The sequence below is a fragment of the Lacticaseibacillus yichunensis genome (assembly GCF_003946405.1).
In the GTDB taxonomy this organism is placed as follows: Bacteria; Bacillota; Bacilli; order Lactobacillales; family Lactobacillaceae; genus Lacticaseibacillus; species Lacticaseibacillus yichunensis.
In genome coordinates, this window is record NZ_RHOG01000037.1 from 1 (window position 1) to 20,337 (window position 20,337).

At 57.0% G+C, this 20,337-nt stretch carries 20 protein-coding genes and 1 pseudogene; 10 read left to right on the top strand and 11 right to left on the bottom strand.

From position 1 onward, the window contains the following. Window positions 1–434: 434 nt before the first annotated feature. Together EKM95_RS09930 and EKM95_RS09935 are read right to left on the bottom strand one after the other, a co-directional pair. Window positions 435–905 (bottom strand): hypothetical protein, encoded by a 471-nt coding sequence (locus EKM95_RS09930; RefSeq protein ID WP_125698024.1) that lies wholly within the window; start codon window positions 903–905, stop codon window positions 435–437. A gap of 152 nt (window positions 906–1,057) precedes the next feature. Further along, window positions 1,058–2,215: pseudogene (locus EKM95_RS09935) on the bottom strand (AI-2E family transporter); the annotation flags it as partial. Between the two features lie 278 nt (window positions 2,216–2,493). On the opposite strand from EKM95_RS09935, the gene EKM95_RS09940 reads away from it, so the two are divergent. Both EKM95_RS09940 and lexA read left to right on the top strand, forming a co-directional pair. After that, window positions 2,494–2,688 carry a hypothetical protein gene (locus EKM95_RS09940; protein WP_125698028.1) on the top strand — a complete coding sequence of 65 codons (195 nt, stop codon included), beginning with the start codon at window positions 2,494–2,496 and terminating at the stop codon, window positions 2,686–2,688. A gap of 395 nt (window positions 2,689–3,083) precedes the next feature. Beyond that, entirely contained in the window at window positions 3,084–3,710 is a 627-nt protein-coding gene (gene lexA / locus EKM95_RS09945; RefSeq protein WP_125698030.1) for a transcriptional repressor LexA, read from the top strand. Between the two features lie 222 nt (window positions 3,711–3,932). Here the strand turns inward: lexA and EKM95_RS09950 are convergent, their stop codons facing one another. The 5 genes from EKM95_RS09950 to EKM95_RS09970 all read right to left on the bottom strand — a co-directional run bounded on the left by EKM95_RS09950 (window position 3,933) and on the right by EKM95_RS09970 (window position 7,024). Continuing rightward, on the bottom strand, window positions 3,933–4,877 hold the full coding sequence (locus tag EKM95_RS09950; protein WP_125698032.1) for an AEC family transporter: 945 nt from the start codon (window positions 4,875–4,877) through the stop codon (window positions 3,933–3,935). 15 nt (window positions 4,878–4,892) lie between these two features. Continuing rightward, the gene (locus EKM95_RS09955; RefSeq protein WP_125698034.1) at window positions 4,893–5,522 is read right to left on the bottom strand and encodes a flavin reductase family protein; all 630 of its coding nucleotides are present in this window, start codon (window positions 5,520–5,522) and stop codon (window positions 4,893–4,895) included. A 20-nt stretch (window positions 5,523–5,542) separates the two neighbouring features. Continuing rightward, window positions 5,543–6,088 carry a 5-formyltetrahydrofolate cyclo-ligase gene (locus EKM95_RS09960; RefSeq protein ID WP_125698036.1) on the bottom strand — a complete coding sequence of 182 codons (546 nt, stop codon included), beginning with the start codon at window positions 6,086–6,088 and terminating at the stop codon, window positions 5,543–5,545. Continuing rightward, the gene (locus EKM95_RS09965; protein ID WP_125698038.1) at window positions 6,088–6,447 is read right to left on the bottom strand and encodes a DUF488 family protein, N3 subclade; all 360 of its coding nucleotides are present in this window, start codon (window positions 6,445–6,447) and stop codon (window positions 6,088–6,090) included. Before EKM95_RS09965 ends, EKM95_RS09960 begins: the two co-directional genes overlap by 1 nt. Window positions 6,448–6,523: 76 nt before the next feature. Beyond that, window positions 6,524–7,024, bottom strand: a complete 501-nt coding sequence (locus tag EKM95_RS09970; RefSeq protein WP_125698040.1) for a peroxiredoxin — start codon at window positions 7,022–7,024, stop codon at window positions 6,524–6,526. A 272-nt stretch (window positions 7,025–7,296) separates the two neighbouring features. On the opposite strand from EKM95_RS09970, the gene EKM95_RS09975 reads away from it, so the two are divergent. After that, window positions 7,297–7,806: a flavodoxin domain-containing protein gene (locus EKM95_RS09975; RefSeq protein ID WP_125698042.1), complete on the top strand. Its 510-nt coding sequence runs from the start codon at window positions 7,297–7,299 to the stop codon at window positions 7,804–7,806. Between the two features lie 130 nt (window positions 7,807–7,936). On the opposite strand, the gene pepF is transcribed toward EKM95_RS09975, so the two are convergent. Next, window positions 7,937–9,742 (bottom strand): oligoendopeptidase F, encoded by a 1,806-nt coding sequence (pepF, locus tag EKM95_RS09980; RefSeq protein ID WP_125698044.1) that lies wholly within the window; start codon window positions 9,740–9,742, stop codon window positions 7,937–7,939. A gap of 229 nt (window positions 9,743–9,971) precedes the next feature. Between pepF and EKM95_RS09985 the strand changes: the two genes are divergently transcribed. From EKM95_RS09985 to EKM95_RS09995, 3 genes are all read left to right on the top strand, one after another. Then, window positions 9,972–10,319, top strand: a complete 348-nt coding sequence (locus EKM95_RS09985) for a hypothetical protein (protein ID WP_125698046.1) — start codon at window positions 9,972–9,974, stop codon at window positions 10,317–10,319. Between the two features lie 379 nt (window positions 10,320–10,698). Then, window positions 10,699–12,414 carry a glycoside hydrolase family 2 protein gene (locus EKM95_RS09990; RefSeq protein ID WP_125698048.1) on the top strand — a complete coding sequence of 572 codons (1,716 nt, stop codon included), beginning with the start codon at window positions 10,699–10,701 and terminating at the stop codon, window positions 12,412–12,414. A 204-nt stretch (window positions 12,415–12,618) separates the two neighbouring features. Then, on the top strand, window positions 12,619–13,083 hold the full coding sequence (locus EKM95_RS09995) for a universal stress protein (protein ID WP_125698050.1): 465 nt from the start codon (window positions 12,619–12,621) through the stop codon (window positions 13,081–13,083). A 154-nt stretch (window positions 13,084–13,237) separates the two neighbouring features. On the opposite strand, the gene EKM95_RS10000 is transcribed toward EKM95_RS09995, so the two are convergent. Further along, window positions 13,238–15,577, bottom strand: a complete 2,340-nt coding sequence (locus EKM95_RS10000; RefSeq protein WP_125698052.1) for a cation-translocating P-type ATPase — start codon at window positions 15,575–15,577, stop codon at window positions 13,238–13,240. Window positions 15,578–15,806: 229 nt separating this feature from the next. Here EKM95_RS10000 and EKM95_RS10005 point away from each other — a divergent pair, with 229 nt between their 5' ends. Next, window positions 15,807–16,208, top strand: a complete 402-nt coding sequence (locus tag EKM95_RS10005) for a hypothetical protein (protein ID WP_125698054.1) — start codon at window positions 15,807–15,809, stop codon at window positions 16,206–16,208. Window positions 16,209–16,556: 348 nt separating this feature from the next. On the opposite strand, the gene EKM95_RS10010 is transcribed toward EKM95_RS10005, so the two are convergent. Beyond that, complete coding sequence (locus EKM95_RS10010; protein ID WP_125698056.1) at window positions 16,557–16,799, bottom strand: hypothetical protein; 243 nt, start codon at window positions 16,797–16,799, stop codon at window positions 16,557–16,559. A gap of 265 nt (window positions 16,800–17,064) precedes the next feature. On the opposite strand from EKM95_RS10010, the gene EKM95_RS10015 reads away from it, so the two are divergent. The 3 genes from EKM95_RS10015 (at window position 17,065) to EKM95_RS10025 (ending at window position 19,770) form a co-directional block, all read left to right on the top strand. After that, window positions 17,065–17,583 (top strand): GNAT family N-acetyltransferase, encoded by a 519-nt coding sequence (locus EKM95_RS10015; RefSeq protein ID WP_125698058.1) that lies wholly within the window; start codon window positions 17,065–17,067, stop codon window positions 17,581–17,583. Window positions 17,584–17,638: 55 nt separating this feature from the next. Then, window positions 17,639–18,799: a cation:proton antiporter gene (locus tag EKM95_RS10020; protein WP_125698060.1), complete on the top strand. Its 1,161-nt coding sequence runs from the start codon at window positions 17,639–17,641 to the stop codon at window positions 18,797–18,799. A gap of 314 nt (window positions 18,800–19,113) precedes the next feature. Next, window positions 19,114–19,770: an HAD hydrolase-like protein gene (locus EKM95_RS10025; RefSeq protein WP_125698062.1), complete on the top strand. Its 657-nt coding sequence runs from the start codon at window positions 19,114–19,116 to the stop codon at window positions 19,768–19,770. A 38-nt stretch (window positions 19,771–19,808) separates the two neighbouring features. On the opposite strand, the gene EKM95_RS10030 is transcribed toward EKM95_RS10025, so the two are convergent. Continuing rightward, window positions 19,809–20,276, bottom strand: coding sequence for a MarR family winged helix-turn-helix transcriptional regulator (locus EKM95_RS10030; RefSeq protein WP_125698064.1), 468 nt, complete (start codon window positions 20,274–20,276; stop codon window positions 19,809–19,811). Window positions 20,277–20,337 lie beyond the last annotated feature (61 nt).

The window sequence follows — 20,337 nt, forward strand, 5'->3', positions numbered from 1 at the left end:
GGGAGGTAAAAACCTGAACGAACACCGTCGTTGTGCACTTTAGCAAAACGGCGGTCCAAAAAAATGTCCGCACGCCCAAATTATCTGGCAGAAAGTAATGTGATGACGTCACACTGATATCGCCCGTTGTCAGGGGGCGTGCGCCTTTCCTCCAATCTCCGAGATTGGAAATTTCAACACTCCGGCCCAGAAGAAGCAAATTGGCAATCCCAGAGATCGCACGATTGCCAAAATCACAGGGCTTCCGGTCCACCGGTCCGCAAATTTGCCTTTTTTATCTGAATAGCCAACAGCCGCGGACCACGAGTCCACCAAGTTGCCGTTCCCGGGGACGGCAACTCAGATCAGTGTGATGGCGTCACACAACTTTTTGCGGGCGATGGGTGTCCACTACTACAAAAAAGCCCTCGTCAGTCGCTGGCGAGGGCTTGGTCTTATTCAAGATGTTCCACTGTGATTGGGACCTGCTGGGGCAGGCGCGGCTGGAGTTGGGCAATCAATGTCTGAAGGTCGCTGGCAAAACTCAGCCGCACCAGACGGCGGTCGCCCATTGTAAACAGCGCGATCACAACGGTACGACCATCCGCCACGGAAAATGGCGTCAGGGTGACGGCGGTCATGCGCGACAGCGGAATGACGCGGCCGAAGACGCCAACGGAGATCAGGCGCGTCGGGGTCAAACCGCTGGTGCCAGTCAAGACGGTCAGGGTGACAAAGGCCGCCACGAAGATCACATACGCGATGTCATCGATGCCGCCCGCCAAAAGCCAGAGGCCGACGAGCACTGCAATCACGAGCTGGAAGCCGGAGTAACGGGCATGGATGTCCATTCGGCTTAGCCAAAATAGGTAGTAGCCGCCCAACGCGAGCAGCCCGATGTCGAAAATCAGATAAAACAGTGTCATTTGTGCTCCTTTTTGGATGCAGACTTGGAAGGTGGGACGGGCGCGGAAGGCGCGGGTGAGTCGCTTGGTGGCGTGGCGCTGGCCCCGTCGCCGGTTCGGCCAGTCTGGGCGGCGGCGGATTCCGGTGGGCGGCGGTCTGCGCCATCGCTTGGCGGCGGCGTTTGATTTTGCCCATCGGCCAGCGCCGGTGTTTCTTCGTAGAGGCCGGAGACTTGCTGGTACCAGCGGAAAATGCGGACGGCGACGATCTTGAGGACCGCGAAGCCCGGGATGCCGAGGATGACGCCGACGAGGCCGAAGAGGTTCCCTGCTGTTAACAATACCACAACGATGGTGATGGGGTGCATCTCAAGCTTGCTGCCCATAACGAGCGGGGAGATGAGCTGCGTTTCGAGGAGCCATTCGACGAAGAAAACGGCGATCACTTCGATCAGCATTTGCGGGCTGGTCATCGCGCCGACGATCAGCGCGGGGACCATGGCCAGTGCGGAGCCGAAGTACGGAATCAGGTTCAGCGGCCCGGCGATCAGCCCAAAGACGAGGCCAAAGCGCAGGCCGATGATGGTGTAGCCGAGCATGAACATGATCATGACGGCGATGGCCACGGTGATCTGACCTTGGACGTAGGAACCGACTTTTTGGTTCATTTCGTGCAGCATTTGGTGCAGGCTGGTGCGCAGTTTGACTGGAAACAGGTTGATCACAAGTGGCGGGAATTTCTCCCCGTCTTTTAACATGAAAAACAGGATGATCGGGGCGGTTGCGACGGTGACGACCACGTTGCCAACTGCGCCGACGACACTTTGAATGCCGGACAGGGTGCCGGTGATGAGCGCGCTTTGCTTGGCGGACAGGGCGGCGGTGATCTCTTCGCCGATGTGGTTGAGGTCGCTTTCGGAGATCAGGGTCTGTTTTTCATTGAGGTCGGTGAGCCAGGCGGTGAAGTTGTTCCACAGTTGCGGCCAGTTGGTGACAAGGTTGGTGATCTGTTGTTCGATCGGCGGCACGAGCTTGGCGATGGCGAACACCAGAATCGCAAGCACGCCGATGAACACGATCAAGATCGACCAGACGCGCGGAATCTTGAGGCGCTGGAGCCAATTGACCACGGGATTGAGCAGGTAAAACAGAATCCCGGCGAAAACAAATGGCGGCGCAACGATGCCGAGGAAGGACAGCACTGGTTCAAAGATCCAGGCAATCTTGGTGAAGACCCAGATCACCAGCAATCCCAGCAGCAGATTGAACGCAGCGACGGCAAATTTACTGTTGATGAAGTGGCGGTAAAACCACGTGCGTTTGCTTTCCATGGTGAGTCCCTCTGTTTCGTTTTAGATAGGTCAATCATACCGAAACAAGCACTAGAAAGCGAATACGGCGTTGGTCTGAACTTTTATCTTTTGTGTAAAAATGGGAAGCGCTTACGACTTTGTATCGCCCACGCGCGGGCATTTAATGTAAATTTTAAGTAACCAAACGGTTTACATTGAGCCTGGATCGGCGTAATGTTATAGCCATAGAAATGACTTATTTTTGAGGGGTTCTGTTCACGCGAGGGGCGTGCTGCCCCAAAAAGGAGGCGAGCCAGATGACGCTCACAGTTTTGAAATGGGTCTTGCGCGGGTTGACCGGCTTGACCGTCGTGCTGCTTTGCACGAATTGGGCCGCGATCGGCATTGGGCTGATGGCCATCGATATTTTGGTCGTTGTGGCCTATGAAATGAAGAAAACGGCGTGTGACCGCCGGCAGATGCACCACCTGCCGGAAGTCCACCGGATGTAGCGACCGCCAGTGATGGGGGCCGCTTTTTTTGATTCAGGGTGCGAAGCGCGGCGTTTAGGTCTGAGCAGCTAGTTCGGCCGAGGCGCGTATGGCGCACTTAGCCATACGGGACTTGGTCGACTAGATGTCCCAGACCTGCCGCGCGAAGCCCAACTTGATTCAGGGTGCGAAGCGCGGCGTTCAGGTCTGGTCGACTAGCTGACCACCCCTCCTCGGCGCAGCCAAATTGTGTCCCAAGACTCGCGAATCGTGGAGTCTGGTTCGCAACGGGGCCTAATTTTCCCAAAAAACACATCCTTTACCCGTAAAATCGCGGTTTATCGCGGGTAATCGTTGCAAACGAACGTTCGGGCTGGTATGCTGATGTTATCATAGAAGAAATCGGGGGGAGTCATATGCCAATGCAGCCGAGCCAAAAGCGCTGGGGGGATATCCTACAAGTGATCCACGAGTCGCTCACTGAGCGGCATTATCCGCCTACCGTGCGCGAGATCGGGAAAGCGGTCGGGCTGAGTTCATCCAGCACCGTCGCCGCTTATCTGGAAAAACTGCTGGCCGAGGGATTGGTCGAAAAAGATCCCGCCAAGCCGCGGACACTTGAATTGACCCAGGCCGGGCGCGACTATATTGGCGTGAGCGAACCTGGCATTCCGATTGTCGGGACCGTTGCCGCTGGGGTGCCGATCACCGCGATCGAGAACATCGAGGATTATTTCCCAGTGCCGGACGACCTGTCGTATAATGCGCAGGATCTGTTCATGTTGCGCGTCCAGGGGAATTCGATGATCAAGATCGGCATTCTCAATGGCGATCAGATCATCATCAAGAAGCAGTCGGAAGCTGAAAATGGTCAGATCGTCGTCGCCATGACCGAAGACGACGAGGCGACCGTCAAGCGCTTCTACAAGGAAAGCGGACGCGTGCGCCTGCATCCGGAAAATGACGACATGGCCGATATGTATTTTGACGATGTCACGATTCTCGGTGTGGTCGTCAGCCTGTATCGTCCGGTGCTCGTTTAATAGTTTCAATAGGAAGAAAAAATAGGAAGTGGCCCACAACGGGTCGCTTCCTATTTTTGTTGGGGCGAGAACTTCGAGGCTCCGCGCCGTCCCACACCCTATAGTTGGGCTCCACCGAGCAGGGGTGGGACATGTAGTCGACCCGGTCGCCCGATGGCCAAGTACGCCATCAACCGCCCGGGTCGAACTACTTGCCCACCCCTTAACGCTCGGCGTCACACCCTACAGCTGTTGCACCAGTACCATCACCACAGGTATCACTGCCATTGCGGCAAGGGTCGTCGTTGTGACGGTGATGGCGGCCGTGTTGGCATCGGCGCCGTAGAGTTTGGCGACGACCGGGGCGTTGGTCATGACGGGCATCGCGGATTGCAGGATGAAGACTTGCTTCATCAAAAGCGGCATCGGCGTCCAGGCCACCAGCAGAAACATGACTAGCGGCGCGAAAAGAAAGCGGCCGGAAAAGATGCCGAGCATTTCCTTGTCAAAGCGGATGTTCGACAGCCCGGCTTGATGCATCGCGATGCCGATGAAAAACATGGAGCCGGGGATGGTCAGGCCGCCGATGTAATTCAGGTCGGACATCAGAAATTGCGGCAGGCGAACGCGCGCCAGCACGAGCAGGACCCCCACAATGAATCCGAGAAGCGGTGGGGAGAAAATCTTACCCAACACTTTTTTCAAAGAGAGTGACGCATTGTGCGGGCCGTCCGCCTGAATCAGGTAGACGCCGACAGTCCAGAAGATCGTGGTGTTGGCCATGTAATAGACCAGCACGTATGGCAGACTCTTGGCGCCAAACAGCGCGAGGTTCACGGGCAGGCCGATGAAGACGGTGTTCGAGTTGAAAAACATGGACTTGAACAGGCCACGGCGTCCGACCGGCACGGCCAGGGCGCGGCAAACGCCAAAGGAGAGGCCGAACAAGATCGCCATGGACAGCACCGGAAAACGCAGATCCGGAAGCAGGCGCATGAGCTGGCCCGCTGAGAATTTTTCATCAATGGTGACGATCATGTAGGCGGGCAGGGAGACTTGGGTCACGACTTTGGCGATGATGCGGCTCGAGCGGTCGTCGAACCAGCCGCGCGCCGTGAGAAAATAGCCCAGCGCGATCAAGATCAGGATCTCGCAGACGCCGAACAAACTTGAGAGAAAAACGGTCAAAACGGAACCTACTTCCTAAATAAGTGACGAGTGATCTGGGCGGGTCATGGAAAAAATTGGGCCCAGTGTCGCATATTGCGGCCCGGCGAGGCGAGCCAGCGGGGCAAGGGCGGCGACATCCAGATGGGCGGTCGCCGGGTCAAACACACTGGGGTCGAACTGAAACGCGACGACTTCCAAAATAAAGAGGTCGGTGGCGACGGCTCCGGCCACTTCGATCGGCACGTGCTGATACAATTTGACCTCCAGACGCACCAACGCCTCCTGCAGGCTCGGGGCGGCGACGGCGGTGCTGGCGGTCAGATGCAGGCCGGCCGTTGCCACTTCGCTTTCGCCGGCGGGCAGGGGCGCAGCCGTCCTGTTCATCTGCGCGGCGGTCTCAGCCGTGACGAGATGGATGACGCCTTCACCGGTCGCCAGTAAGTTGGCCGCGGTGTCTTTGGGCCGGCCGTGGTCGCGGATGATGGCGATCGAGAGCAAGGGCTTTTGATTGGACACCCCGCTGAAAAAAGAAAACGGCGCCAGATTCACGTGGCCGTTTTCGTCAAGGGTAGTGATCCAGGCAATGGCGCGGGGGATGATGCTGGCGGCCAGCAACTTGTACTGGGTGCGCGCATCGAGATCCTTTGAAAGACGAGTGATCATGGCAGCTCCTTTCGCGCGGGTCAGACAAACAAGATCTGATCAAGCGGCACGTCAAAGGGCTCGACGTCCCAAGTCGGCAGGGCGAACTGCATGACCGGCGGCACCAGGGCAATCGTCGCAGATGCGGGATGCGCGGCCAAAAAGCGGTCGTAATAACCGCCACCAAAGCCGACGCGGACCCGGCCAAAGCTTGCAAACGCGAGGCCGGGGACAATGATCAAATCGATCGTGTCTTCAACCTTCTCAGCCTCAAAGGCAGGCTCGCTCAACCCAAATGAGCTGGTCACGCGCGCGGCGGGCCCTGGGTCAGGTAGGAAAACGAGTTGGCGCTTGGGCAGCACGCGCGGAAGCAGCACGGTTTTCCCTGCTTGGGTCGCGGCTTCGATCAACGGCGCGGTCGGCAGTTCGCCAGGGCCGGAAATCGTGGTGGCGATGGTCTGCGCATTTTTCCAGGCGGGCGTGGTCATCAGGGTGTAGAGCAATTGGGCCGCCGCCGCTTCCGTTTCCTGGCGCGCGCTTTTCAGGCGTGGCAATTGTTGCTTGCGAAACTCGACTTTGCTCAGCATCACTTCACCTTGGCCTTGAGATAATCGGCGAGGACGACGGCATTGTTGTGGCTGGTGTCCTTGGCGCCGAAAAGCAGAAGGACGATCGGCGCATTTGCGGCTTGAAGCTGATCGATCACCTCGGCCACCGCCGGATTTTGATCCAATTCGGCAAGGTAACGTTGGGTGAATTCCGGAAACTTGTCGGGCTCGTGGCCAAACCATTCGCGCAAGTCGTTACTCGGCGCGATCGTTTTGGCCCAGCTATCGAGGGCGGCGTTGACCTTGCTGACGCCGCGCGGCCAGAGCCGGTCGACAAGCAGCCGGTAGCCCGCGGGTTGAACGTGATCGTAAATGCGAACGGGAATGAATTCCATCATGATCTGCCTCCTTGAAGTTGCATCAACAACGGCGATGAACGCAAAAACGCCGACCCGCAAGCCGGCGCGATCTTTTTTAACGGGATGCGTGGGCTTCGAGGTAGGCCATCGCGCTTTGATAATCCGGCTCGTCAGTCTGTTCTTCGATCAACTGGCGATAAACGATCTTGCCAGTCGGGTCAATGATCCAAACGCTGCGGGCGTCGGTGCCGTTTGCTTCAACAAACAGGCCCAGCGCGTCGCCGAATTCATGCGCCTGGTCGGATACCAGCTGCATGTTTTTCACGCCTTCAGCCGCGCACCAGGTCTGCTGCTCGTCCGTGGTGTTGGTGGAAATGGTGAAAAAGTTGACGCCCATGAATTCATCCATGTCTTGGTTGAAATGCTTGGTTTGAATGCTGCACACCCGGGTGTTGATATCTGGCACAACGCTCAGCAGGGTGTACTTGCCGGCAAAATCGGTGGCGGTCAGCGAGGTCTTGTCAGCGGTCTGCACGGTAAAATTCGGCAGGGTATGGCCGATCATCGGTGGTTCGCCTGTCGTCTGTTGTGCTTCGCCATGACGCGTGATCTTCATTGGAAATTCCTCCCTTGTGAAATGAACTATCACCGCAAGTGTAGCATATTTTCACTGAAGACGCAGGGTGCGGCGAACTCCCCGTTATGATGGGGCAGCTTCTTTTTTTTAGGTGCTAAGCGGCACCCGCTTAGCCAACACTGCGCGCACGCTGTTTTGAAAGGCCCCCCTTTTTGGACCTAGGCCGATTTTCCTTCGCAAGACCGCAAAATTGAAAATCCGCGCCTTATCTCGCTACAATGATAATAGACCAATGCGGAAGGGGACGGCGGATGAAAACACTTGTGGTTTATGAGTCGCAAACGGGTTTTACCCAGCAATATGCGTTGTGGATCGCGCGGCGGCTCCATTGTCCGCTGGTCGACCGGGCGTTTTTGACGCCACAGGAAATGAGCACCTGCGACCTGTTGATCTATGGCGGCCATGTGTCGTCGCGCGGGGTGAGCGGGTTTCGCACGTTGTGGCGGCGGTTTGGCGCGCAGTTGCCAGATGCGCTGGTGGTTTTTGGCACCGGAATGTTGGGTCAGGAACAAATCGATTGTGACCGCATCCGCGCTCGGACTTTTCGCGGGTTTCCGATGCAGCCCCAGTTCTTCTATTTTCGCGGCACGATCGAACCTGCTGATGTCCCGCTGCGCTTCAAGTGGCGTGTCCACATCAACCGGCGCAAGCAGCCAAAAGAGACCCCGCTTACGGATATCAATGCGGTGCGCCCGCTGCTTGAGGCGGTCCAGCTGATGCAGGACACGATGGGCGAACCGGACCTCGATGACTTGAGTTGAAATCAGCGCGGCCCCGTGCCCTGATATGGCGGCCCGTGATCAACCAAAGATGGCGCACCGCACGAACTCGCGGTGAGTCGCCAGCAAAAAAGACGGCCTCGCAGTTGAGGCCGTCTTTTTGTCGGACGCGTTAATCGATCTCTGCGCTCAACGCTTCGATTTGTTTTTCAGTTTCATCGAGGAACGCGACCATGTTTTCGAGCGGCTTGGCCGTTGAGATATCGACACCTGCGACTTTTGCCTCTTCAAGCGGCGTCTTGGTGTCGCCCAGCGCCAGAAATTCTTGCCAGTCATGGATAGCGTTCTCGTCGCCATTTTGCAAGCGGAGGAACGCGCCGGTCGAAATGACCATGCTGGCGGAGTAGGTGTAGGAATACAGGCCCATGTAGTAGTGGCTCTGGCGCATCCAGGTCAGCTCCGGGCGGCCATCAGTGAGATCCACGGCGTCGCCCCAGAACTGATGGAGGACCTGCAGCTTCAACTCGTTGAGCTTGGCGGCGTTGAAGGACTCGCCATTGTCGATCAGCGTGTACACTTCGCGCTGGAAGGCAGCCTCAAGCAGATGCGTCACGCAATTATGAAAATAGGTATCCGACAGTAGGCGACTCAGCGCAAATCGCTTGAGCCGCGGGTCGCTGGCCTTGGCAAGCAAACTCTTCGTAAGTAGCAGTTCATGGAACGTCGATGGCCCTTCCACGACATAGGTGGACGGGTTGGCGGCCATGATGTCGTGCTTGCGGCTGGCCAACGTCATCTGCCCGGTGTGGCCGAGTTCGTGGATCAAGGTGTACAGGGCCGGCAGGGTGTCGCTCCAGCTCATCAGCACGTAAGGATGAATCGCGTATGGCATCGTCGCAAAGGCGCCCGAAGCTTTGCCAGCGTTTGGGGCAAAATCCACCCAGCGCTGCGGAAATGCGTGCGCGATCAACTCCTGATAAGCCGGCCCCATCGGCGCAAGGGCATCGTTCACCATACTTGGTGCCTCGGCCCGCGTCACGGCTGGCGCAAATTCGGGGTCGATATCGATCTGCAGATCCGTGTAACCGATGTGGTCGAGGCCCCACAGTTTTTTCAAATGGGTGACATAGCGCTGCATCACCGGCGCAAGGCCCTGCATCAAGCCATCGATCTGGCGGTCGAACATCGCGCGAGTCACTTCCTGCGGGGCAAGCAGATAATCAAAGACGGAATCATAGCCCCGCAGCGTCGCCAACGTTTTTTCCTTGGCGACTTGGTTGTAATAGGCGGCCGCCATCGTGTTTTGGTAGCGCGCCAAAGTGTCGCAGAATTGATGATACGCGGCGCGGCGGACGGCGGTGTCGGGATGCTTTTGATATTCTTCCTCATATAAAGTGAAGGACAGCGGATAAGTTTTCCCAGCCACGGTGAAGCTGCCGAAGTCCATGTCCGCAAACATCTGGTCGCGAATGGCGTTGGGCGTGTCCAAGGTCGGGCCGAGTTGCGTCAGGACTTGCTCCACAGCGCCGGGCAACTCATGCGCCTTGGCCGCCTTGATGTGGCGAATGACAGCGGCGGTATCTTCGTCGGTGGCCGCCACTTCGTCGAGCAGCTCATTGGACTGCGCCTGCAATTCGGTGTCGAAGAAGGTCAGCTGGCCAAACACGCTGGCAAAGAGCTGATTGATGCGGTTGAGCTGATGATTGGCCGCCGGGTCCGTGGTGTCCGCGGCCTGGGGCAAAAATGCGTAGTGGCTGAGATGATCGGCGATGGTCTGAATATTCGCCATATCCGCCAATGCGTCTTTGATCGCACCGACCTCATTCAGGCGCCCTTGATAAATGCGGGTGAAATCCGCGGCCAATTCCTGAAGCTTCTTGATGTCCTGTTCATACGCGGTATCGCTGGCGTAAATGGCTGTCAGGTCCCATTTGTCGGTTTCCGGATAGTCCTTGCGCGGTGCTTGTGCAGCTGTCATGTGATCGCCTCCATTAATTAAGGCCAGTATAGCAGAAGGGGCGCGGGGTAGGTGGGAAATTCGATTGGCGCGCACGGAGTCATGGTTTTCGGCCGGCGCTTTTGCCCGACAAATTGACTTGATTCGTCTCCTTATATGCGGTTTCGATCGGCCACCCCAGAAAAATTTGTCAACGGCTATGATTTCATTTATTTACACGTTAAACTTGTCAGAGACAAGGAGGATGATCATGGAAATCGACAACAATCATCTGGTAACAAAGTATTACGACTTACAGGCGAAAAACGCGAAGGTCTTCAAGGCAGTCGAACAGTCGGTCAATGATCAAGTGGCAGCCCTTTATCGCCAGCTCGATTCGCACTTTGTCGACACCTTGACGCTATCGATCGACGATGCGGTCAGCGTGGCAAAAGCGGCCGGGCTCGACATCGACCCCGCAGAAGCTGAGATCGCCGTGACGAATTTCATCCTGAAAGATCTGACGACGCTAGGCCTGTGGATTCAGCCGCTTGAGGAAAGCGACCCGAACACCATCGTCGCCAAACTGAACTTCGGCAACCGCAGCCGTTACTATTAAACCGCCCGGCGGCCTTTGCCGCGCAAAAAAATGAAAGCGCTATTTAAAAACGGTGCGGAGGCTCGCGTTTTTGGGGGGTGCGGGTAACTTGGGACTGGCGCTTGAGGCGCACTTCGCCTCGAGTGACGGTTCCAGTTAGCTGTCGCCCCCCCTGCGAGCCGCAGCCCAAGTAAACGGTGCGGAGGCTTGCGTTTAGGTCTGAGCAGCTAGTTCAGGCCAGGTGCTTGGTGGCGCACTTAGCCACCGAGTGCATGGACTGACTAGATGTCTCAGACCTGCGAGCCGTAGCCCAAGTAAACGGTGCGGAGGCTCGCGCCCGGCTCGGATCAATAAAGTGATTCATAAAAATCAACAACAATCAAAGGAGCACACAATAACCATGATTCCACGTCCGGAATATCCACTGCCGCAATTTGAGCGGCAAAATTGGGTCAACTTGAATGGCCAATGGCAGTTTTTGATCGACAACGGTGACAGCGGCCGCGAACAGGACTTTCAAAATACGGCCCCATTTGATAAGGAGATCACTGTGCCGTTTGCCCCAGAAAGCGCGCTGTCTGGCATCGGCCACAAGGATTTCATGAACGCCGTGTGGTACCAGCGCACGATCACCGTCAGCGAGGCGGATCTGAAGCAGGTGCTGCGACTGCATTTTGGCGCGGTCGACTACGAGGCCCACGTTTACGTGAATGGCGTTGAGGTCGGCACCCATCGCGGCGGCTACAGCAGCTTTTTCCTCGATATCCAAGACGCGTGCACACCTGGCGACAATCGGCTGACCGTTCTCGCCCGCGACCCGATGCGCGCCCAGGCGTACCCGCATGGCAAGCAGAGCCACGTCTTCTATTCGCAGGGCTGCGATTACACGCGCACGACCGGCATCTGGCAGACTGTCTGGTTGGAAAAATTGCCAGTGGCGCATCTGGCGTCCGTCGATTACGCCCCGAATATTGCCGCGCCGGCTGTGACCTTGCAGCTGAAGGTGACGGCCCCTGGTACCGTGCACGCCGCGATCAGCTATGATGGGGTGCCATGCGGCGAAGGCGACGTCGCGATTGCCGGCACCACCGGCAGTGTCACTATTCCGCTGAGCGCAAAACATTTGTGGGAGATCGGCCATGGCCGGCTTTATGACGTGACCCTCACGTTTGGCGACGATGAGGTGCACAGCTATTTTGGCCTGCGCGAAGTCGCCATGAACAACGGTCAATTTTTGCTCAACGGCCAGCCCGTTTTCCAAAAATTGGTCCTGGACCAGGGCTTCTATCCGGATGGCATCTACACCGCGCCAAGTGACGACGCGTTGAAAAATGACATCGCGCTGAGCCAGGCCTGCGGATTCAATGGCGCGCGCCTCCATCAAAAGGCATTTGAGCCGCGTTTTCTCACGCATTGCGATGAGGCCGGCTACATCGTCTGGGGCGAAATGGCGAGCTGGGGGCTGAACGTGGCCAAGGCGGATGCCCCGCTGTGGTTCTTGCCGGAATGGGAAGAAGTCATGGCGCGCGACATTGCGCACCCGGCAATCGTCACCTGGTGCCCCTTGAATGAAACGTGGGACATCGATGGCCATCAGCAGAACAATGATGTCCTGGCGCTGATCTATCACACGACCAAGGCAATCGATCCGAGCCGGCCGGTGGTGGATACGAGCGGCAATTTCCATGTCATCACCGATATTTACGATGTCCACAATTACGAGCAAGACCCAGCCAAGCTCAAGGAAAAATTCGATGGGGCCAAGCAGCCGAATGGGCATTTCTGGGATGAGCACGACGCCCGCCAGCATTATGCCGGTCAGCCGATCAATGTCAGCGAATATGGCGGCATCAAATGGGCACCGGATGCGGATGCGCAAAATCGTGCCTGGGGCTATGGCGAAGGGCCAAAAGACGAGGCGGATTTTGTCGCCCGCTTCAAAGGCCTGGCGGATGTGTTGCTGGACGATGCGGATGTGTATGGGTTCTGCTACACACAGCTGTATGATGTCGAGCAGGAGCGAAACGGGCTGTATTATTATGACCGCACACCAAAATTCGATGTGGCGCAGTTCAAGGCGGCGCTGGATCGACCAAGTGCCAACGAAACAAAGTAAGTGCGCTTCTAAAAAAGCTGGGTCAGACGCGACGTCTCCCAGCTTTTTTTCTTTAGGGTGCGAAACCGCACGACCTATTCCAGCCCTGCTCGGTGAAGCCCGACTTGATGCGTGCGTCTGTTGCTGTGAGGTGACACCAGATCCTTTCCGCGCGCGTTTTGCGCCGCCAATGTGGTACAACTAAGAGGAAAGGGGTGCTTTGTGATGACAGAAAACGGTGTCCGAATTTTAGTCGCAGAAGATGGCTCCAGCGCCGCCCATGCCGCATTGGAGCGGGCGGTTGCGATCGTCAAAGACCGCGGCGGGGCGATCGACTTGCTTCATGTGATCGACACGCGGCAGTATAGTGTTTCGCTCGGCGAAGGCGCCGACGTGTCGGGCAAGGTCCTGTATAACGCCGAACAGCGGGCCGAGGTGGCGCTCACGGACATGGCCGAGCCCCTTCGCAAAGAGGGGCTCCGGGTCAACATTCACCTGCGTTTTGGCAGTCCGCGTAGCGTCGTCGCCTATGATGCCCCGAAGGATTACGAGACCACGCTCATTATTTTGGGCCGCTCAAGCAAGCGCCTGGTGTCGCGCATGTTCATCGGCTCCGTGGCGGGCTTTGTGGTTGAAAATGCGCCCTGCGATGTCTTGATCGTGGCCAATCCCGAGGCGGCCGAAGATTAATTTTTCAGATAGTAAAAAGGCAATGCCGCACGCCCGAATTGGGAGGTGCGGCATTGCCTTTTGTTGTCTATTGGGGTGGCTGGGCTAGCTGGGAGCGCGCCCCCGAGCACCCAAGCCGGAGCCCTCAAGCGCGCGCGGCCCTACCGCTTCTTGCCTACCGCCAGTTGATGCGGGACAGCACGCGCCGGCCCAGCAATTCCTGCAGGGCGTAATACACCGGCACGGTCGAGACGATCAGCGGGATATAGACCAGCATCAGTTTGAAATCCCAAAGGTTGCTCATCGAGAAGATCTTGCCGCCGAAGAAGAAAATGGCAAACAGCGCGAGGTACAGACCGATCACCATGACCGTCTTGTAGCGGTTGAACGGCCGGGCGACCAGGGTCAACACATGCAGCTCGATGACCCCGATCAACAGCGCGACCAACGTGGAGGTCACGCCGAAGGACCAGCCAAACCAGCTTTCAAAGAAGGTCAAGATCAGCGCATACGCGACGACCATCAACGCGGCGGGAAGGGCCAGCGTCATCACCTTTTGCATGAATTGTCCGCGCACGCGCTCGAAGTTCGGCTCCAGCGTCAGGAAAAATGACGGGATGGCGACGGCGATTGCGGAGACCGGGGTCAAGTTGATCGGGACGATCGGGTAATCCAGCGGCAGGAAAATGAAGATTGCGGTCAAGATGACGGAGAAGATCGTTTTGACCAAATACATGGAGGCGACGCGTTCGATGTTGTTGATGACACGCCGGCCTTCGTTCAAGACCCAGGTCATCGCGTCAAAGTTCGAATCGATCAAGACAAAATCGGCGATCGACTTTGCGGCTTCCGCCCCGCTGGCCATGGCAATGCTACAGTTGGCCTGCCGCAGCGCCAGCACATCGTTGACCCCGTCGCCGGTCATCGCAACGGTATGGCCGTTGTCCTGCATGGCGGCAATCAGCTTTTTCTTTTGCCCAGGCGTCACCCGGCCGAAGACGTTATTCTCGGCGGCCAGCGCGTGGAAGTCCGCTTCTTCGGCCACGGTGCTCATGTCGATGGCTTGGTCGGCGCCGGCGAGATCTGCGGCCTTGGCGACATTCGCGACGGTGACGGGGTCATCGCCCGAGATCACCTTCAACGTCACGCCTTGGCCGGCAAAAAAGTTGAAGGTGGCCGCCGCTGTGGGGCGCAACTCATCGGAAATCAATAAGAGGCCCAATAGCTCGGCGTCCTCCAGCGGGGCGGCGAGGGGATATGGCGTGCGGGCGACGGCAAGCACGCGATAGCCCTGCTGCATCACCTCGTTCAGTTGCGTTGTGACAGCCGGCGCCAATCCTTCTGGAAAAACAAATTGCGGGGCGCCCATCACCAGATTTTCCCCATCGGCAAAACTGGCCCCCGACCATTTGCGGGCAGAGGAAAATGGCATGCGCGCGGTGACCTCGGTGTCCGGGGCCGCTGCGGTGGCCTTGATCGCCATCGCCGTTTCGTTGTCGTCGTTGAGCGCATAGGCGATGCGGCGTGCGGCTTCGGCGACTTGGGCCTCAGTTGCCGACACGCCGATCACTTTGGCGACTTTCAACTTGCCCGAAGTGATGGTGCCTGTTTTGTCCAAACAAATCGTGTCGACGCGGGCCAGCGCTTCGATCGCAGGAAGCGCGCGAACCAGCACGTGGCGATTGGCCAGGTTGCGGGACGAAACGGCCAACGCCACATTCGTCAACAGGACCAGGCCTTCCGGAATCATGCCGATCATGGAGGCCGCGGTGGTGATGATCGCGCGGTTGTAATTCCCGCGGCGAACCATCGACACGGTGAAGAGAATCACGCCCAGCGGAATCAGGACATAGGTCAACACGCGGATGATCCGATTGATCGTCGCCAGCAGCTGACTCTTCGTCTCGTTTTCTTCCTTGGCTTCCTGAGCGAGCTTGGCGGCGAAGGTGTCACTGCCGACCGCCGTGACCTGCATCGCGGCCTGCCCGGCGACAATGAATGAGCCGGAAAGTAGCTGGTCGCCGAGTTGCTTGTTGATCGGATCGCTTTCGCCGGTCAGCGGGCTTTCGTCGGCTTCAAGGCCCTCGGTGGCAGCAACGACGCCATCGACTGGAATCTGGTCGCCGCGCCGGAGCAACACAATATCATCCTGAACGATATTTTCCTGCGGGACCGCGACCTCTTTGCCCTCGCGCCGAACGCGGACGTTGCTTTCGGCGAGGATGCTCATTTTATCGATCTTGCGCTTGGCGTTGATCTCCTGCAGGGAGCCAATCGCGGTGTTGATGATCGCGACGCCCAGAAACAGCAGGTTTTGATAGCTACCCGTGGTGAAAATTAATGCGCCCAGCACCACGTTGACCAAGTTGAAAAGGGTGAACGTGTTGCCCGAAATGATCTGCCCAATCGATTTGGTCAGCGGCTTCATTGGCAAATTGTGCTGGCCGGCTTGAATGCGGGCATTCACCTCGGCCTGGGTGAGTCCCATGTGTGAATCGACTTGGTGAGATGCCATGAACGGACCTCCTTGATGGTGGTACGGCGGCGCGCCGCAAAAATAGCGGGGATGTCGTTGCGCATGAGGGTGCTTGGCGCAACTTGCCGCGTCTTTGTCTCTATTTTAACGGAAAGGTTCTGCCTGGCGCATGGAAAGTCTCAAGTTAAGGAAATATTATACCGAGTTGTGAGCGTTTTCGGTGTGATTTTTCCGCGAAACGGGTATGATTAAAGCAGGAGGCGATGTCATGTTCAGCGAAAGCAAAGCACTTGTCAACAAGTTGGTCGAAACGGCCAGCGCATCTAGTCACGATTTTAACGAGATGATCAAAGACGACCCAGATCTGTTGATCAAATTGGCGGTGGTCCATGTGATTCCCGTCGGCTTGTCCATTGTCGGTGCCGTTGCGATCATCCGCGGTCATCAGCGCCTGCGCATCGAAAAGGAGCGCACCCGCCAAGTCCGGTTGCGCGCGATGCTCGATGCGCATAAGGAACCGGGCCATCCGGGTTGCGGCCACCCGGGCTGCAAGCACGGCGAAGGCGAAGGCGGGCATCACGGTCATCATGGACACCACGGCCATCACGACCACGATCACGGCCCAGCCATGATCCCGCTGGAAGGAAGAAAAGGACTGCCAACGGATTAGAAAAAGGGTGCGGAGGCCCGCGGGATGGTCGAGTCGCTAGTTTGGCTTGGGCGCTTGAGTCGCACTTCGCCTCGAGTGACCGAGACAACTAGATACCTCGACCATGCGAGCCAGAGCCCAACTGAAAAAGGGTGCGGAGCGCGGCGTTCAGGTCTGAACAGTTAACTTGGACCTGGCGCTTTGGGGTGGCTCTTTGCCCCAAACGACAGGCCCAGTTAGATGTTTCAGACCTGCCGCGCGAAGCCCAACAAAAAAGGGTGCGGAACCCAACTCACAAACGATTGAGATAAAACAAACAAACGATCCGGTTCATTGCAATTGCAGTGGGCCGGATCGTTTAATTTTTGCCTAACGAACGGGGATGATGATATCGTCGAGACCGACGTTTTCATTGAATCCATAGTTGGCTTGTATCTGTAAGTCGTGAAGTTGTTTACCCTTGAGTCCCGATTGTTGATTGAGGTCAAAAGTCGTTTCGGCCTGTTCGGTCTTTACATCGAGCACTTTATTGGTGACGCCTTGGCCAACAGTAAACAGATAATTGTTGCCCAAGTTACTACTATAGTGATTATCAACATAGTTAGTCGTCATGATTGCCAGCGGCCAGGTGTCGTTTATTACGGTGGCAAATTGTGAATGCCCGGTAGCGCCTGACTTTGGGTCAATCGAATCACATCTGCCAAGCCACTCCCCCCTTTCGCATGGTTAGTAGGCGCTATGTGAAAAAAAGTTGCCTCCGGATGAAATTGTAACCGGTGCCAATTTTCGCGGTAAGGCGAGCTTCTCTCGGGAGCATTGCGCGCGGGGCGAAAATAGGGGAAAATGGATTTACTATTATATAGAAGGAAGCAACAACATGGCAGAAATCTTTGTGCGGCCGGGCAAAACCGATGATATTCCGGCAATCATGGGCATTATTTCAGACGCCCGCGCTTTTTTACACGAACAGGGCATCAATCAGTGGCAGGGGACGTATCCGGATCAGGCCGCGGTCGAGCAGGATATTGCGGCCGGAACGAACCGCGTGCTCGTTTCGGCGGGCGTGGTGCTCGGCACCGCTAGTCTGATCGAGGGACCGGATCCGTTTTATAAACGAATCGATGGCGACGGCTGGCTGGGCGAGGACCCTTACATGATGATTCACCGCTTTGCCGTTTCGAGCCAGATTCGCGGCCAGCACCTCAGCAAGTTTTTGATGAGCAATCTGATCTCGATGGCCTATGCAAAGGGGTACCGCGACCTGCGCATCGACACGCACGCGCAAAACACGATCATGCAGCATGTCATCACCAGCAACGGCTATCAATTCCGCGGCATCGTCTATCTCGACGAGCCGGTGCCCGAGCGCAATGCGTATCAGTTGCGGCTTGAGTGATCCCGGCGCACAATACGAATCAGTCGGGTGCGAGTGATGAAAAGGAGGAGGGGCCATGGGATATTTGGGCACGTTGGCATTGATCTTGGCGGCGACGATGCTGCTGGCGCATTTTAGCCTGCAGATCGGTGTGCCGGCGGTGATCGGCGAGCTGCTGGCCGGCATTATTTTGGGTCCGGCGCTGCTGGGCTGGGTCGCGCCGTCGCATCTGGTCAGCGAATTCTCCGAGATCGGCGTCATCATTTTGATGTTCATCGCAGGGCTTGAGTCGGATTTGACCATGTTGAAAAAATACTTCCGGCCTGGTGTTTTGGTTGCGGTCATCGGTGTCATTTTTCCCATCGCCCTTATTGGCGGCTTTGCGATGGTGTGGGGCTTTGACTTCACCGCCGCCAGCTTTCTGGGCATCACCTTTGCCGCAACGTCCGTGTCGATCTCCGTTGAGGTGCTCAAGGAGCTCAACGCGCTCGACTCGCGCGGCGGGGCGACCATTCTCGGGGCGGCGGTGGTCGACGACATTTTGACCGTGATCATTCTCAGCGTCGCAGTCGGGATGTTTGGCACAGGCGACGGCAACAAATGGCCCTTATGGCTGACGCTGCTGTTGCAGCTGGCGTTTTTCGCCGTCATTTTCTTCGTCGTCAAATGGGCCGCACCGTATCTGATGCATTTGGCGGAACGGTTGTTGCCAGGCTCCGCCGTGATGGTCATGTCCCTGTTGTTGTGTCTGACGATGGCGTTTTTGGCCGATCAGTTCGGCTTGTCTGCGGTCATCGGCGCATTTTTCGCCGGAGTCGCCGTCAGCGAAACGCCATATCGAGAAGAGGTCGACGTCAGCATTGGCGCGATCGGGTATGCGCTGTTCATTCCGGTGTTTTTCGTCAGCATCGGTTTGAACATGCGGCTTGACGGCTTGCTTCAGGATCTGCCGTTTATCGCGATCATCACGGTGCTCGCGCTTTTGACAAAATGGGTCGGCTGCGGGCTCGGCGCCAAAATGGCCGGCCTCGACAATCACGATGCCGGGGTGGTCGGCGCGGGAATGGTCTCGCGGGGCGAAATGGCGTTGATCGTCGCCCAGATCGGTTTTGATGCCCATTTGCTGGATAAGGATTTTTATTCGGCCGTGATCTTGACCATTATTTTGACTACGTTGCTCGCGCCATTTATGTTGAAACGGGCGCTGCGGCAAGGCGGGGATGAGGCTGAACAATAAGGGCTGATTTTTTGTTAGGCTGTTCCAGCATCCCACGGACCTCTGCACCGTAGTTGGGTTTCGCGGGGCAGGGACGAGGCGTCTAACTGGAACCGTCACTCGAGGCGAAGTGCGCCTCAAGCGCCAGTTCCAAGTTAGCCGCTCACCCCTAAGCGCCCCGCTACGCACCCTGTCTGTAGTTGGGCTTCGCGGGGCAGGGACGGCGCATCTAGGCCATCAGGCGCCCGAGGCAAAGACCGCCTCACGCGTCTGATGGACCTAGCTGTCCGCCCCTGAACGCCCCGCTACGCACCTTTAACTTGAAAGGATTTGACATGCAGTATTTATTTTTTGATTTTGATGGCACCATTGCAGATTCACATGTTGGTATTTTGAATGGCGTGCATTATATGGTCGCCCAGCTCGGCTTGCCGGATCTTGGCGACGAGGTCTACCGGACGTTCATCGGGCCGTCGCTTTCCAGCTCCCTGATCAGGACTTATCCGCAACTGACCGAAGACCAGATCAAAGTGGCAATCAAGCATTATCAGAAGATCTATAGCGAGACTGGGATATTTGAGATGCGCCTTTTTCCCGGCTTGACCGAAGTGCTCACGCAATTGAAGGGCGCGGGGTATTCGCTGAATATCGCCAGCGCCAAGCCCGAGCCGATGATCGACCGCATCGTGGCGCACTTCAAGCTGGGCGAGTGGTTCGACGGCTGTTACGGGGCGACGCTGGATGAAACGGTGCGCGGCACAAAGGCGCAAGTGCTGGCTTACGCGCTGGACAATGCCGGGGCCACGCCGGATGCGTCGCTGATGATCGGCGATACGGATTCTGACATTCGCGGCGGGCAGGCAAATCACGTCGAAACGCTCGGCGTGACTTATGGCTTTGGTAGCCGCGCCTCACTGGTGGCCGCAGGAGCTGATCTGTTGATCGATCGAGTGGACGAATTGCCGGGGGCGATCAACCAGCTTTTGGCATAAAAAAATGGGACCGCCGAAAATGGCTGGTCCCAATTTTTTTACTCGCCGGCCGCGGCATTTTCCTCAGCCGTGTCCTTGTTAAACAATTTGGTGCCGGTCTCCTTTAACAGACCAAGCAGCTCATTGAGCTTGGCTTCGCCCATTACCTCGACCCAGCGCGCGAATTCTTCTTCGACGGCCACTTCAGCCTCGGCCGCGACGCGTTTCCCCATTGGCGTCAGGGTCAAAATATGGCGACGGTGATCATCCGGCGCAAGTTTTTGCGTCAAATAGCCGAGATCGCGCAACACTTTCAGCTGCCGTGCGATCGCCGGTTTCGTGACGCCGCGTTTTTTAACGATGTCCGTCAGACTGACCGCGGGCAAATGCGCGACATCATAAAGGATTTCATATTGTTCGAACGACAGGCGGTATTTTGCCATCGGCCGCGAGATGCGTGCATCGATGTTTTTTATTGTGCTAAAATAGACATCAATAAACGCGGGTAATAAACTGGTTTCTGCCATCAATTTTTCCTCCCTCACGACTCCCATCGTCATTTTAGCAGATGGCCCCGCATAAAAAATG

What these genes read in the sequence shown, in the direction of transcription:
- EKM95_RS09930 (WP_125698024.1), bottom strand. Translation starts at nt 905, where the DNA reads ATGACACTGTTTTATCTGATTTTCGACATCGGGCTGCTCGCGTTGGGC.
- EKM95_RS09940 (WP_125698028.1), top strand. Translation starts at nt 2,494, where the DNA reads ATGACGCTCACAGTTTTGAAATGGGTCTTGCGCGGGTTGACCGGCTTG.
- lexA (WP_125698030.1), top strand. Translation starts at nt 3,084, where the DNA reads ATGCCAATGCAGCCGAGCCAAAAGCGCTGGGGGGATATCCTACAAGTG.
- EKM95_RS09955 (WP_125698034.1), bottom strand. Translation starts at nt 5,522, where the DNA reads ATGATCACTCGTCTTTCAAAGGATCTCGATGCGCGCACCCAGTACAAG.
- EKM95_RS09960 (WP_125698036.1), bottom strand. Translation starts at nt 6,088, where the DNA reads ATGCTGAGCAAAGTCGAGTTTCGCAAGCAACAATTGCCACGCCTGAAA.
- EKM95_RS09965 (WP_125698038.1), bottom strand. Translation starts at nt 6,447, where the DNA reads ATGATGGAATTCATTCCCGTTCGCATTTACGATCACGTTCAACCCGCG.
- EKM95_RS09970 (WP_125698040.1), bottom strand. Translation starts at nt 7,024, where the DNA reads ATGAAGATCACGCGTCATGGCGAAGCACAACAGACGACAGGCGAACCA.
- EKM95_RS09975 (WP_125698042.1), top strand. Translation starts at nt 7,297, where the DNA reads ATGAAAACACTTGTGGTTTATGAGTCGCAAACGGGTTTTACCCAGCAA.
- pepF (WP_125698044.1), bottom strand. Translation starts at nt 9,742, where the DNA reads ATGACAGCTGCACAAGCACCGCGCAAGGACTATCCGGAAACCGACAAA.
- EKM95_RS09985 (WP_125698046.1), top strand. Translation starts at nt 9,972, where the DNA reads ATGGAAATCGACAACAATCATCTGGTAACAAAGTATTACGACTTACAG.
- EKM95_RS09990 (WP_125698048.1), top strand. Translation starts at nt 10,699, where the DNA reads ATGATTCCACGTCCGGAATATCCACTGCCGCAATTTGAGCGGCAAAAT.
- EKM95_RS09995 (WP_125698050.1), top strand. Translation starts at nt 12,619, where the DNA reads ATGACAGAAAACGGTGTCCGAATTTTAGTCGCAGAAGATGGCTCCAGC.
- EKM95_RS10000 (WP_125698052.1), bottom strand. Translation starts at nt 15,577, where the DNA reads ATGGCATCTCACCAAGTCGATTCACACATGGGACTCACCCAGGCCGAG.
- EKM95_RS10005 (WP_125698054.1), top strand. Translation starts at nt 15,807, where the DNA reads ATGTTCAGCGAAAGCAAAGCACTTGTCAACAAGTTGGTCGAAACGGCC.
- EKM95_RS10010 (WP_125698056.1), bottom strand. Translation starts at nt 16,799, where the DNA reads ATGACGACTAACTATGTTGATAATCACTATAGTAGTAACTTGGGCAAC.
- EKM95_RS10015 (WP_125698058.1), top strand. Translation starts at nt 17,065, where the DNA reads ATGGCAGAAATCTTTGTGCGGCCGGGCAAAACCGATGATATTCCGGCA.
- EKM95_RS10020 (WP_125698060.1), top strand. Translation starts at nt 17,639, where the DNA reads ATGGGATATTTGGGCACGTTGGCATTGATCTTGGCGGCGACGATGCTG.
- EKM95_RS10025 (WP_125698062.1), top strand. Translation starts at nt 19,114, where the DNA reads ATGCAGTATTTATTTTTTGATTTTGATGGCACCATTGCAGATTCACAT.
- EKM95_RS10030 (WP_125698064.1), bottom strand. Translation starts at nt 20,276, where the DNA reads ATGGCAGAAACCAGTTTATTACCCGCGTTTATTGATGTCTATTTTAGC.